General features: G+C 73.7%; 12 protein-coding genes. 6 read left to right on the top strand and 6 right to left on the bottom strand.

Going from position 1 to position 12,760, the window contains the following annotated elements; all coding sequences use genetic code 11:
• The first annotated feature begins 68 nt into the window (after positions 1 to 68).
• Positions 69 to 602, top strand: a complete 534-nt coding sequence (locus ACYVP9_RS18775) for an RNA polymerase sigma factor (RefSeq protein ID WP_460606467.1) — start codon at positions 69 to 71, stop codon at positions 600 to 602.
• The gene (locus tag ACYVP9_RS18770) at positions 599 to 1,696 is read left to right on the top strand and encodes a L,D-transpeptidase (RefSeq protein ID WP_460606466.1); all 1,098 of its coding nucleotides are present in this window, start codon (positions 599 to 601) and stop codon (positions 1,694 to 1,696) included. The genes ACYVP9_RS18775 and ACYVP9_RS18770 overlap by 4 nt, the downstream gene beginning before the upstream one ends.
• Here the strand turns inward: ACYVP9_RS18770 and ACYVP9_RS18765 are convergent.
• The 5 genes from ACYVP9_RS18765 to ACYVP9_RS18745 all read right to left on the bottom strand — a co-directional run bounded on the left by ACYVP9_RS18765 (position 1,693) and on the right by ACYVP9_RS18745 (position 5,808).
• The gene (locus tag ACYVP9_RS18765) at positions 1,693 to 3,282 is read right to left on the bottom strand and encodes a phospho-sugar mutase (protein ID WP_460606465.1); all 1,590 of its coding nucleotides are present in this window, start codon (positions 3,280 to 3,282) and stop codon (positions 1,693 to 1,695) included. The two genes, ACYVP9_RS18770 and ACYVP9_RS18765, sit on opposite strands and share 4 nt — an antisense overlap.
• Positions 3,279 to 4,058 (bottom strand): NAD-dependent epimerase/dehydratase family protein, encoded by a 780-nt coding sequence (locus ACYVP9_RS18760; RefSeq protein WP_460606464.1) that lies wholly within the window; start codon positions 4,056 to 4,058, stop codon positions 3,279 to 3,281. The genes ACYVP9_RS18765 and ACYVP9_RS18760 overlap by 4 nt, the downstream gene beginning before the upstream one ends.
• Complete coding sequence (locus tag ACYVP9_RS18755) at positions 4,055 to 4,867, bottom strand: purine-nucleoside phosphorylase (protein WP_460606463.1); 813 nt, start codon at positions 4,865 to 4,867, stop codon at positions 4,055 to 4,057. The genes ACYVP9_RS18760 and ACYVP9_RS18755 overlap by 4 nt, the downstream gene beginning before the upstream one ends.
• Positions 4,868 to 4,955: 88 nt before the next feature.
• Entirely contained in the window at positions 4,956 to 5,336 is a 381-nt protein-coding gene (locus tag ACYVP9_RS18750; protein ID WP_460606462.1) for a TraR/DksA family transcriptional regulator, read from the bottom strand.
• Positions 5,337 to 5,412: 76 nt separating this feature from the next.
• A complete protein-coding gene (locus ACYVP9_RS18745) occupies positions 5,413 to 5,808 on the bottom strand; it encodes an ATP-binding protein (protein WP_460606461.1) in 396 nt (131 codons plus the stop codon).
• A 155-nt stretch (positions 5,809 to 5,963) separates the two neighbouring features.
• On the opposite strand from ACYVP9_RS18745, the gene ACYVP9_RS18740 reads away from it, so the two are divergent.
• The 4 genes from ACYVP9_RS18740 (at position 5,964) to meaB (ending at position 11,451) form a co-directional block, all read left to right on the top strand.
• Positions 5,964 to 6,290 (top strand): STAS domain-containing protein, encoded by a 327-nt coding sequence (locus ACYVP9_RS18740; RefSeq protein WP_460606460.1) that lies wholly within the window; start codon positions 5,964 to 5,966, stop codon positions 6,288 to 6,290.
• Between the two features lie 74 nt (positions 6,291 to 6,364).
• Positions 6,365 to 8,227 (top strand): methylmalonyl-CoA mutase family protein, encoded by a 1,863-nt coding sequence (locus ACYVP9_RS18735; protein ID WP_460606459.1) that lies wholly within the window; start codon positions 6,365 to 6,367, stop codon positions 8,225 to 8,227.
• The gene (gene scpA / locus ACYVP9_RS18730; RefSeq protein WP_460606458.1) at positions 8,224 to 10,353 is read left to right on the top strand and encodes a methylmalonyl-CoA mutase; all 2,130 of its coding nucleotides are present in this window, start codon (positions 8,224 to 8,226) and stop codon (positions 10,351 to 10,353) included. Before ACYVP9_RS18735 ends, scpA begins: the two co-directional genes overlap by 4 nt.
• Positions 10,354 to 10,458: 105 nt before the next feature.
• A complete protein-coding gene (gene meaB, locus ACYVP9_RS18725; protein ID WP_460606457.1) occupies positions 10,459 to 11,451 on the top strand; it encodes an ArgK/MeaB family GTPase in 993 nt (330 codons plus the stop codon).
• Here the strand turns inward: meaB and nhaA are convergent.
• Positions 11,442 to 12,689, bottom strand: coding sequence for a Na+/H+ antiporter NhaA (nhaA, locus tag ACYVP9_RS18720; protein ID WP_460606456.1), 1,248 nt, complete (start codon positions 12,687 to 12,689; stop codon positions 11,442 to 11,444). The two genes, meaB and nhaA, sit on opposite strands and share 10 nt — an antisense overlap.
• Positions 12,690 to 12,760: the final 71 nt, after the last annotated feature.

Here is a 12,760-nt window from a genome sequence, read left to right as displayed (position 1 = left end):
AATCGTGCCCCGTGAGGCAACCCCGGTGCCGGGCCGGGCGTCCTCGTCTTGTGACAACCTTGGTGCCCGTGACGTTCGAGGGGGTGCGGCCGACGGACCCGACGCCGGCCCCGCTCGACCTGCGCGCCCTCTACGACGCGCACTGGCGCTATCTGGTGCGCCTGGCGACCCTCATGGTCGACGACGTCGCGAGCGCCGAGGACGTCGTGCAGGACGCGTTCCTGGCGTTCCACCGCCGCTCCGGCGAGCTGCGCGACCCGGACGCCGCACTGGGTTACCTGCGCACCTCGGTCGTGAACCTGTCCCGGTCGGTGCTGCGGCGCCGCCAGACCGTCCGCAAGCACCTCAAGGTGGCCGAACCGGAGGCCACGGCCGGCGCCGACGACCACGCGATCCTGCGCGACGAGCACCGCGAGGCGCTCGCCGCCGTCCGCAAGCTGCCCCGCCACCAGCGCGAGGTGCTGGTGCTGCGCTACTGGTCCGGGCTGTCGGAGAAGGAGATCGCGCAGACGCTGGGCATCTCCAACGGCGCGGTGAAGTCCGCCGCCAGCCGCGGCCTGGCCGCCCTGCAGAAGACCCTCGGGGAGGAGGGACGACGATGAACGACGATTCCGAGTTCGAGCTCGAGCGCCGGTTGCGCGACGCCTTCACCGCGCAGGCTCGCGCCGACGTCCCCGACCACGCCCCCGTGCCCCCGCCCCGCTTCGCCGACCCGATGGCGACGGCGCCCGACATCCGCACGCACGCGGGATCCCGTCGCCGGTGGGCCGCCCCGCTGGCCGCGGCCGCCGCCGTCCTGCTCGTCGGCGCGGGCGCCGTCGTGCTCGCCGAACGCTCGGACGACCCGGCGCCGGTGGCGGCGCCGGGCACCAGCAGGCCCGCGACCCTCTCGTCGACCGGCACGGACGACGGCGTCGTGCGGGTCACCACGCTCAACAGCGACGACTCGACCTACGGCGTCGGCATGCCCGTCATCGCCTACTTCTCGCAGCGGGTCACCGACGGCCGCGCCTTCCAGGCCGCGACGCGGGTGACCGCGAACGGCAGGCCGTTGACGACGGCCTGGTACTTCCAGCGCTCGGCCGCCGGCCGCGGGCCGGTCGAGGGGCAGCTGCGGCCGAAGGACTACTGGCCGGCGAACGCGACCATCCGGGTGACCTTCCCGCCGGCCGGGACGTCGATGGGCAAGGACATGCCGACGGACGGGCGGCTGACCTCGCTCACGTTCAAGACCGGCCCGAGGCAGATCGCCACCGTCGACGACAAGAAGCACGAGCTGGTGCTGACGGTGAACGGCAAGCGCACGCTCACCGCCCCGGTGGCGCTGGGCGCGCCGAGGACACCCACGCGCAGCGGCATCAAGGTCGTGATGGAGCAGCAGGACAGCGTCACGCTGAAGGGCCCCGGCCTGCCCGCGAAGAAGGCGCCCGACGCGCAGCGACTCACCTACGACGGTGAGTACCTGCACGCGGCGCCGTGGAACGAGAAGGGCATCGAGGGCGGCAAGGACAACTCCAACGGCTGCACGAACCTCATGCCGAAGGACGCCGCGAAGCTCTACAAGACCCTCCGGGTCGGTGACGTCGTCGTCTACGAGGGCGTCGACGGGCCGGCCATGCAGGTCGCGCAGGGCTACGGCGCGTGGAACATGTCGTGGCGGGAATGGGTCCGGGGCGGGCTGATCCCCACCCGTTAGCCCACCAGCGCCGACACCTCGTCGCGCAACCGGGCCAGCCGCGACGCGACCTCGTCCGACGACCCGTCCGACACGATCTCGAGGTACGCCTTGAGCTTGGGTTCGGTGCCGGACGGGCGGACCACGACCCGTCCGCCCTCGAAGCGCCAGCGCAACCCGTCGGTGGCGGGCAGCAGGTCCTCGGCGGTGACGTCCGCCCCCACGAGCGTGGTCGGCGGCGACTGCCGCAGCCGCGCCATGGTGTCGCCGATGACCGACAGGTCGTCGACCCGCACCGACACCTGGTCGGTGGCGTGGCGGCCGACCTCGGCGGCGAGTTCGTCGAGCCGGGCGAGCAGCGACGACCCGTCCGCGGCGAGCCGGGCGGCCAGGTCGGCGACCCGGACGGCCGCGCTCACGCCGTCCTTGTCACGGACGAGGTGCGGGGCGACGGCGTACCCGATCGCCTCCTCGTAGCCGAAGACGAGGTCGTCGGCGGCGCGCGAGATCCACTTGAACCCGGTGAGCGTCTCGGCGTACGCGAACCCGCGGGCCGCGGCGAGCCGCCCGAGCATCGACGACGACACGATCGTGGTGGCGTAGGTGCCCCGCACACCCTCGCGCATGAGCGCGTCGCCGAGCAGCACGCCCAGCTCGTCGCCGCGCAGGGCCCGCCAGCCGCCGTCGGCAGTGGGCACGGCGACCGCGCACCGGTCGGCGTCCGGGTCGTTCGCGATCACGAGATCGGCGCCGCGTTCCCGCGCCAGGCCGAGGGCGAGGTCGAGAGCGCCGGGCTCCTCGGGGTTGGGGAACGACACGGTGGGGAAGTCGGGGTCGGGCGCCTCCTGCTCGGGCACCGGGGTGACGTCGGTGAACCCGGCGCGGGCGAGCGCCGCGAGCGCGGTGTGCGTGCCGACGCCGTGCATCGCGGTGTGGACGATGCGCAGCTGCCGGGGGCCCGGCCGGACGAGCCCGGCGACGGCGGCGACGTAGGCCTCGGCGAGGTCGTCGCCGAGCGTGGCGAACCCGTCGTCCAGGGGCACGTCGCGCACGGACGTCACCGCCTCGATGCGGCTCTCGATCTCGGAGTCGGACGGCGGTGCGATCTGCGCGCCGTCGTCGGCGTAGACCTTGTAGCCGTTGTCGCGCGGCGGGTTGTGCGAAGCCGTGACCATGACCCCGGCGGCGGCGTCGAGGTGTTGCACGGCGAACGCGAGCACCGGCGTCGGCAGCACCTGCGGCATCACCCGCGCGTCGAAGCCGGCGGCGGCGAACACCCGCGCCGAGTCGAGCGCGAACTCGTGGCTGCGGTACCGCCCGTCGAAGCCGACGACCACCGGACGTCCGCGGTGGCCGTCGTCGGCGAGCCACGCCGCGACCCCCGCGGCGGCGCGGCGCACGACGGCCAGGTTCATGCCGTTGGGGCCTGCGCGCAGCGGGCCGCGCAGCCCGGCGGTGCCGAAGGTGAGCGGCGCGGCGAAGCGGTCGGCCAGCTCGTCGCCGTCCCCGCGTTCGAGCAGCGCCCGCAGCTCGGCGGCGTCGCCGTCGTGCACCTCGTCGGCCAGCCAGGCCTCGACCTGCTGCCGGACGTCGTCGCGGACTGTCATCGTGCTCCCACCTCGTCGATGCCGAACTCCGGTCCGGTGAACGCGCCGCCGACCAGAACGTCGGACGGACGGGCGGTGCCCGCGACCCGTGCGGCGAAGGCCTCGGCGTCGTCCTGCGGTTCGTAGCCGAGCCGGCGCCCGGCCTCGAGGCTCCAGGTGCGAAGGGTGTTCGCGGAGACGCCCCACACGAGCTCGTGCCCGAGGGCGTCGCTGCGCAGGCAGGCATCGACCAGGCGCGCGCAGTCGTCCGGCGACAACCAGGTGGCGAGCGCGCGCTCGTCGGGGGGTTCGTCCGCGCACGTGCCGATGCGCAGGGACGCGACCCGCAGGCCGTAGCGGTCGTGGAAGTACCGTCCGAGCGCTTCGCCGAAGGCCTTGGTGACGCCGTACAGCGTGTCGGGGCGGACGGGGACGTCCGCGGGCAGCTCGGGCGTCGTGGGGGTGAAGCCGGTCGCGTGGTTCGACGACGCCCACACGACCCGCGGCACACCCGCCGCCCGCGCCGCCTCGAAGACGTTCAGCAGGCCGTCGACGTTGGCGTCGCGCAACGCCGGCCACGGCTGCTCGTCGGGCACGCCCGCCATGTGGACGATCGCGTCGACGCCGGTGGCCGCGCGGACGAGCGCGTCCCGGTCGGAGAGGTCGGCGACCGTCCCGCCCGCCACCGCGACGCGGTCGAGACCGTGCACGTGCCACCCGAGACCGGGCAGCCGGTCGCGCAGGTACGTGCCGAGACGCCCGGCCGCGCCGGTGAGCAGCACCCGGCCGGACGTCACAGCTGCGGGATGACCTGCGCCAGCAGGCGTCCCATGCGCGCGGCGGACGCCTTGCCGACGGCCAGGACCTCCTCGTGGTCGAGGGGGTCGCCGAGGCCGGCCGCGAGATTCGTGACGAGCGAGATGCCGAGCACCTCGCAGCCCTCGGCGCGCGCGGCGATCGTCTCGAGCACCGTCGACATGCCGACGAGGTCGGCGCCGAGGATGCCGGCCATGCGCACCTCGGCGGGGGTCTCGTACTGCGGGCCGGGGAACTGCGCGTACACGCCCTCGGTGATCTGCGGGTCGATGCCGCGGACGAGCTCGCGCAGCCGCCGCGAGTACGCCTCGCTGAGGTCGACGAACCGGGGACCGACCAGCGGGGTGCGGGCGGTGAGGTTCAGGTGGTCCGACAGCAGCACCGGGTCGCCGACGGACAGGCCCGGGCGCAGCCCGCCGCAGGCATTGGTGAGCACGACCGTGCGGCATCCGGCCGCGGCGGCGACGCGCACCCCGTGCACGACGGGTTCGACGCCGCGGCCCTCGTAGAGGTGGGTGCGGCCGAGGAAGGCGAGCACGCGGCGGTCGCCGACCCGCAGCGAGCGGATGCGTCCGGCGTGACCCTCGACGGCGGGCGGCAGGAAGCCGGGCAGGTCGGTGACCGGGAGTTCGACGGGCGCCTCGGCGGCGTCCTCGGCGAGGACGTCGACGGCCGGGACCCAGCCCGAGCCGAGCACGATCGCGACGTCGTGAGCGTCCTGTCCGGTGCGCTCGGCCAGCACTGCGGCGGCGGAGGCGGCGTTCTGCTGGGGGTCACCCGGGTCGGTCACGCCCGCCGACCCTACTCGGCACCGCCGGTGGCACGGAGCCGTGGCGACGCCGATGCCCGGAGCGGCCGGCGGGCGTGACCTCGCTGCCTCAGCCGGCGCCCCCACGCACGGCCTCGGCGCGCTGGCACGACATGCACAGCGCGACCTGGGGCAGGATCTCGAGCCGCTCGAGCGCGAGCGGCGTGGCGCACCGCGTGCACCGGCCGTAGGTGCCCTCGGCCATGCGGGCGAGCGCGTCGGTGACGTCGCGCAGCGCGGCGCGCGCCCCCTCGGCGAGCGCGGCGGTGATCTCGTCGTGGGCGCGGCCCTGCAGGCGTTCGGGGGTCGAGGGCTGCGCCAGCCCGGCCAGTTGCTCGAGCCGGAAGCCGCGCTGCTGCTCGAGCATCAGCCGCAGCTGCGCCAGCGTGCGCGGGTCGAGCCCGGCGCCGGGCCGGGTGGCCGGGACGCGGGGAGAGGTGGTGCTGCGCATGCGTCCATCGTGGGCGATCCGCCCGCGAACGGCCGGTGAGTGCGCTGTGCGTTGGTTCGGTGGGTGTGGCGCGGGCTCAGGACGTGCCGTCGAGCTCGATCTCGGCCCAGACGATCTTGCCCGTCTCGCCGGTGAGGCGGACGCCCCAGGCGGCGGAGATCGCGGCCACCAGGGCCAGGCCGCGACCGCTCACGTCGTGGATGCTGGCCGCGCGCTGCTGCGGCCAGCCGGGGGCGTCGTCGGCGACACGCAGCGCCGCACGGCGTCCGGTGACCTCGACGGCGACCCGGACCGACGCGCTGCCCGCCCGGACGGCGTTGGTGACCAGCTCGCTGACGACCAGCTCGATGTCGTCGCGGACGGGGAAGGTGACCGGCGCGCCCAGCTCCGTGCCCAGGGACGCGATGACGAAGGCGCGCGCCTCGGCGGGCGCATACGGGTCCCCGGAGAACTCGCGCTCGGTCGGCGCCACCAACGCTGCGGTCCCCCCTTCGTCCCGGTCCCGAACGAATAACCGCCTGCATCCTTGCACGGGGCCCGTCGTGCACCCGACGCGGCAGGTGCGCCCCGCGCCCCGGATGCTTCACCGGCGGGCGCAGGCGTCGCCGACTGTGCCACAGTAGGGACGTGAGTTCACTGTCCTTGGGCGCGCGCCGCGAGAACGGCAGTGCCGTGGTCAGCCTCGAGGGCGATCTCGACCTGGCGACGGTTCCGGCCCTGCGCGACGCCGCGCTCGCCGAGCTCGACGAGGCCGACTGCACCACCCTGGTGCTCGACCTCGCCGGCCTCACCTTCCTCGACTCCACCGGCATCGGCTGCTGGATCGAACTGCGCAACCACGCCGAGGACGCCGGCAAGAACCTCGAGCTGCGCTCGGTGCCGCCCGCGGCCCGGCGCACCGTGACCATCGCCGGTCTCGCGCCCATCTTCGGCCTCGACGCCGACGCCGGCTGACCGTCCGTACACCCGGTCGAGACATCGGCCACCTCCGATGGGCCGACACGCCGTCGAAACCCTAGGGTCGGGCCATGCCCGACGCGCAGGCCGAACCGGAGTCCGGACCCGACACCGCGCCCGAATCGGAGCCCGAGGCGCCGGCCTCGCTCGCGCTGGCCTCCGACTTCCCGGCCGCCGACCGCGACGCGTGGCGTGAGCTCGTCCGCGCCGTGCTCGCCAAGTCGGGAGCGAGCCCGGACGACCCCGAGTCGGCGCTGGCGACCACCACGTACGACGGCATCACCATCAGGCCCCTGTACACCGCGGACGACGCCCCGACCGAGGTGCCCGGCCCGCCCGGTACGGCACCGTTCGTCCGTGGCGCCCGGGCCGCGCAGCCCGACGCCGGCGCGCCCGGCTGGGACGTCCGCACCCGGCACGCCGACCCGGACGCGCGCCGCGCGAACACGGCGGTCCTCAACGATCTCGAGACCGGCGCGACCTCGCTGTGGCTGACCGTCGGCGACGGCGCGCTCGGTGTCGACGGCCTCGCCGCCGCGCTCGAGGGCGTCTACCTCGACCTCGCCCCGGTCGTCCTCGACGCGGGGACGGACACCGAGCGGGCCGCGACCGCCCTGCTCGACCTGGCGCGCGAGCGGGGCGTCGACCCGTCCGCGTTGACGGGATCCCTGGGCGCCGACCCCATCGGCACGCGCGCCCGTACCGGGTCGGACGCCGACCTCACCGTGCTCGCGCGGCTCGCCGAGCTGGCGTCCGGCACCGCGCTGTGCGTCGCCACCGTCGACGGCACCGCCTACCACGACGCGGGCGCCTCGGACGCCCAGGAGCTCGGCATCGCGACGTCCGTGGGGGTGGCGTACCTGCGCGCGCTCGTCGACGCCGGCCTCTCGGTCGACGCCGCGCTCGCCCGCCTCGAGTTCCGGCTCGCCGTCACGGCAGAGCAGTTCCCGTCCATCGCCAAGCTGCGCGCCGCCCGCCGCGTCTGGGACCGCGTCGCCGAGCTCAGCGGCGCATCCGACGACCGGCGCGGGCAGCGGCAGCACGCCGTCACGTCCGCGGCGATGATGACCCGCCGCGACCCGTGGGTGAACCTGCTGCGCACGACGATCGCCTGCTTCGCGGCCGCGGTCGGCGGTGCGGAGGCGATCACGGTCGCGCCGTTCGACGCGGCCATCGGACGTCCGGACGACTTCTCGCGCCGCATCGCCCGCAACACGCAGTCGGTGCTGCACGACGAGTCGTCGCTCGCGCGCGTCGCCGACGCCGCGGGCGGTTCGTGGTTCGTCGAGTCGCTGACCCACGAGCTCGCCGAGGCCGCGTGGGACGTCTTCACCGACATCGAGCGGCACGGTGGCGCGCTCGCCCGGCTCGACGACGGCGGCCTCGACGAGCTGATCGCGGCGACCCGGGCCCGCCGCGACGACGACATCGCGCACCGCCGCGCACCGATCACCGGTGTCAGCGAGTTCGCGTTCGTCGGCGAGACGCCGGTCGAGCGCGAACCGTGGCCCGACCCGCCCGGGGGGCCGCTGCCGTCCGTGCGGTGGGCCGGGGCGTTCGAGGGGTTCCGCGACCGTGCCGAGGCCGGCGAGCGTCCGAAGGTCTTCCTGGCCACGCTCGGTCCCGCCGCGGTGCACAGCGCCCGCGCCGGCTTCGCGGCCAACCTCTTCCAGGCCGGCGGCATCGAGTGCGTCACCGGCCCGGTCGACGATTTCGCGCAGTCGGGCGCAAAGGTTGCCTGCCTGTGTTCGTCCGACAAGGTCTATGCCGACGAGGCGGCGACAGCGGCGTCGCAGCTCAAGGACGCCGGCGCCACCCGCGTGCTGCTCGCGGGCAAGGGGGCGTTCGACGGCGTCGACGGCACCGTGTTCGCCGGGTGCGACGCGATCGCCGTCCTGCGCGAGACCTTCGACGAGATCGGAGTGCCGGCATGACGATCCCCGACTTCGGCGACGCGACCCTCGGCTCCGTCGCGCCCGCGGCGCCGCGGGCCGACGGCGCGCCGTGGCAGACCCCCGAGGGCATCGACGTGCTGCCGCTCTACACGCGCGACGACACCGCCGAGCTCGACACCCTCGCCACCTACCCCGGCATCAAGCCGTTCCTGCGTGGGCCGTACCCGACGATGTACGTCAACCAGCCGTGGACGATCCGGCAGTACGCGGGCTTCTCCACCGCCGCCGAGTCGAACGCGTTCTACCGGCGCAACCTCGCGATGGGTCAGAAGGGTCTCTCGATCGCCTTCGACCTGCCCACGCACCGCGGCTACGACAGCGACAACCCGCGCGTCACCGGCGACGTCGGCATGGCGGGCGTGGCCATCGACTCGATCTACGACATGCGCCAGCTGTTCGAGGGCATCCCGCTCGACCGCATGTCGGTGTCGATGACGATGAACGGCGCGGTGCTGCCGGTGCTCGCCCTGTACGTGGTGGCGGCCGAGGAGCAGGGGGTGAAGCCGGAGCAGCTCACGGGGACGATCCAGAACGACATCCTCAAGGAGTTCATGGTCCGCAACACCTACATCTACCCGCCGCAGCCCTCGATGCGGATCATCTCCGACATCTTCGAGTTCACCTCGCAGCGGATGCCGAAGTTCAACTCGATCTCGATCTCCGGCTACCACATCCAGGAGGCGGGAGCGACCGCCGACCTCGAGCTGGCGTACACGCTGGCCGACGGCGTCGAGTACATCCGCGCGGGCATCGAGGCGGGCCTCGACATCGACGCGTTCGCGCCGCGGCTGTCGTTCTTCTGGGCCATCGGCATGAACTTCTTCATGGAGGTCGCCAAGCTGCGTGCCGCCCGGCTGCTGTGGGCGAAGTTGGTGTCGCAGTTCGACCCGAAGAACGACAAGTCGCTGTCGCTGCGCACGCACTCGCAGACGTCCGGCTGGTCGCTGACCGCGCAGGACGTCTTCAACAACGTCACCCGCACGTGCATCGAGGCGATGGCGGCGACACAGGGGCACACGCAGTCGCTGCACACCAACGCCCTCGACGAGGCGCTCGCGCTGCCCACCGACTTCAGCGCCCGCATCGCGCGCAACACGCAGTTGGTGCTGCAGCAGGAATCGGGCACGACGCGGGTCATCGACCCGTGGGGCGGCTCGCACTACGTCGAGAAGCTCACGTACGACCTCGCTCGCCAGGCGTGGGCGCACATCCGCGAGGTCGAGGACGCCGGCGGCATGGCGAAGGCCATCGACAAGGGCCTGCCGAAGCTGCGCATCGAGGAGGCCGCCGCCCGCACGCAGGCGCGCATCGACTCCGGACGCCAGCCCCTCATCGGCGTCAACAAGTACCGCCTCGCCGAGGAGGACGACCTCGACGTCCTCAAGGTCGACAACGCCGGTGTCCGCCGCGAGCAGACCGAGAAGCTGCAGCGGCTGCGCGAGGAGCGCAACGCCGACGAGGTCGAGGCGACGCTCGCCGCGCTGACCAACGCTGCCGACCGGGGAGGCAACCTGCTCGAACTGGCCGTCGACGCCGCCCGCGCGAAGGCCACGGTCGGCGAGATCTCCGACGCGCTGGAGAAGGTCTACGGTCGGCACCAGGCGACGATCCGGACCATCTCCGGCGTCTACCGCGAGGAGGCCGGGGCCGACGTGGGCGTCATCGAGCAGGCCCGCGCCGCGACCGACGAGTTCGAGGCCGCCGAGGGACGCCGTCCCCGCATCCTCATGGCCAAGATGGGCCAGGACGGCCACGACCGCGGCCAGAAGGTGCTCGCCACCGCGTTCGCCGACCTCGGCTTCGACGTCGACGTGGGCCCGCTGTTCCAGACCCCGGGCGAGGTCGCGCGGCAGGCCGTCGAGGCCGACGTCCACATCGTGGGCGTCAACTCGCTGGCCGCCGGACACCTGACGCTCGTGCCGGAACTGCGCGACGAGCTCGCCGCCCAGGGCCGCGACGACATCATGATCGTCGTCGGCGGCGTCATCCCGCCCGGTGACTTCGACGCGCTGCGCGAGGCCGGCGCCGCGGCGATCTTCCCGCCCGGCACCGTCATCGCGCAGGCCGCGCTCGAGTTGCTCGAGAAGCTGACCGCGTCCCGTTGAGTGACTGGCCTCTTCCCGAGTTGACTGGCGACCTGCACCCATGACTGGCCGACTTCAACCCGCCAGCGAAGGCCGGACCGTGCCAGTCAACTCACGAGGGTGCCAGTGACGCGGCCGGCCGTGGACGTGGCGGAGCTGGCGGACGGGGTCCGCGGGGGCCGGCGGGCCGCGATCGCGAAGGCGATCACGCTGGTCGAGTCGCGGCGCGACGACCACCGCGAACAGGCGCAGCAGCTGCTGGCGCGGCTGCTGCCCGACACCGGCGACGCGCAGCGGGTCGGCATCACCGGCGTGCCCGGGGTCGGCAAGTCGACGTTCATCGACCAGCTCGGCGTCAACCTGATCGCCGAGGGACACAAGGTGGCGGTGCTGGCCGTCGACCCGTCGTCCGGACGCACCGGCGGCTCGATCCTCGGCGACAAGACGCGCATGGCACGGCTGGCCGTCGACGAGAACGCGTTCGTCCGCCCGTCCCCGTCCGCCGGCACACTCGGCGGCGTCGCCAAGGCGACCCGCGAGACCATGCTGGTGATGGAGGCGGCCGGCTACGACGTCGTGCTCGTCGAGACCGTCGGCGTCGGGCAGAGCGAGTACGTGGTGGCCGACATGGTCGACACGTTCTTGTTCCTCACCCTCGCCCGCACGGGCGACCAGCTGCAGGGCATGAAGCGCGGCATCCTCGAACTCGCCGACGTCATCGCGGTGAACAAGGCGGACGAGCAGCACGAGACCGAGTCGGAGAAGGCCGGACGGGAGCTGTCGGCGGCGCTGCGCTTCCTGCGCGGCCCGGACGACGACTGGCAGACGCCGGTGGTCACGTGCAGCGGGCTGCACGACATCAACCTCGACCGGGTGTGGAAGCACGTGCAGCGCCACCGCGCCTGGCTCGACGAGCACGGCGGTCTCGAGCGCAAGCGCAGCGACCAGCTCGTGTCGTGGACGCGGGACCTCGTGCGCGACCGTCTGCTCGGACGGCTGCGCCGGCCGGACGTCCGCGATGTCGTCACCACCGCCGAGGCCGAGGTGCGCGCCGAGCGGCTCACCCCCGACCAGGCGGCTACCCGCATCCTCGAGGCGCTGGACCGCCCTCAGGCCTGAGCGGCCTCCCGTTGCTCGCAACGCCGGTACACCCGGTTGCGGGCGCGCAGCACCGCGGTGGCGAACGCGGCCGCCACCAGCGACCCGACGAGCACGCCGACCTTCACGTGCTCGTCCGCCACCGAGCCGGCCCCGAACGCCAGCTCCCCGATGAGCAGCGACACCGTGAAACCGATACCGGCGAGCAGCGCGATGCCTATCACGTCGACCCAGGCGAGGTCGTCGTCCAGGTCGGCGCGGGTGAAGCGCGCCAGCAGCCAGGTCGCGCCGAAGATGCCGACGGCCTTGCCGATCACCAGGCCGGCGGCGATGCCGATGGCGATCGGGTCGCGCAGTGCGCCGCCCAGACCCGACCAGCCGCCGACGGCGACGCCCGCGGCGAAGAACGCGAAGACCGGCACCGCGAAGCCCGCCGACAGCGGACGTACGACGTGTTCGAGGTGCTCGGCCATGCCGGGACGTTCGCGGTCGCCGTCGCGGCGCATCACCGGGACGGTGAAGGCCAGCAGCACGCCGGCGACGGTGGCGTGCACGCCGCTCTCGTGCACGAACACCCAGGCGACGAGCGCGAGCGGCACGAGCACCCACCACGAGCGCACCCGCTTCTGCACCAGCACGCCGAACCCGGCGATCGGCACGAGCGCCGCCAGCAGCCACAGCGGCTGCAACGTGGACGTGTAGAACAGCGCGATGATCGTGATCGCGAGCAGGTCGTCGACGACCGCGAGGGTCAGCAGGAACGTCCGCAACCCGGACGGCAGGTGGGTGCTGATGACGGCGAGCACGGCCACCGCGAACGCGATGTCGGTGGCGGTGGGGATGGCCCAGCCGACGAGGTCGCCGTCACCCGCGACGTTCACCAGCGTGTAGACGACGGCCGGCACCGCCATGCCCGCGACCGCCGCCACCACGGGCAGCGCCGCCCGCCGCGGGTCCCGCAGGTCGCCGGCCACGAACTCGCGCTTGAGCTCGAGGCCCGCGACGAAGAAGAAGATCGCCAGCAGGCCGTCCGCCGCCCAGGTGCCGAGCGTCAGGTCGAGATGCAGGGCGGACGGGCCGATGCGCAGGTCCCGCAGCGACTCGTAGGTGTCGGCGGCGGCGGTGTTGGCCCAGACGATCGCGACCAGGGCGGCGACGACGAGCAGCAGGCCGCCGGTCGTCTCGGCGCGCAGCACGTCGGCGATGCGGCGTGACTCGTCGCGCGAGCCGCGGGCGAAGAGGCGGAACGGAGCAGGCACGGGCGTCCTCGGGGTCGGTGACAGGACTGCCGACCAGACTTCCCGGCGCACCGCAACCCATCCTAACGGTG

Source organism: Jatrophihabitans fulvus (assembly GCF_054781375.1).
The sequence above is the reverse complement of the archived record's forward strand: the minus strand, read 5'-3'. Positions and strand labels throughout refer to the sequence as shown.

Coding starts and splice junctions, on each gene's coding strand:
- ACYVP9_RS18735 (WP_460606459.1), top strand. CDS start 6,365: ATGCCCGACGCGCAGGCCGAACCGGAGTCCGGACCCGACACCGCGCCC.
- ACYVP9_RS18750 (WP_460606462.1), bottom strand. CDS start 5,336: ATGCGCAGCACCACCTCTCCCCGCGTCCCGGCCACCCGGCCCGGCGCC.
- ACYVP9_RS18765 (WP_460606465.1), bottom strand. CDS start 3,282: ATGACAGTCCGCGACGACGTCCGGCAGCAGGTCGAGGCCTGGCTGGCC.
- scpA (WP_460606458.1), top strand. CDS start 8,224: ATGACGATCCCCGACTTCGGCGACGCGACCCTCGGCTCCGTCGCGCCC.
- ACYVP9_RS18770 (WP_460606466.1), top strand. CDS start 599: ATGAACGACGATTCCGAGTTCGAGCTCGAGCGCCGGTTGCGCGACGCC.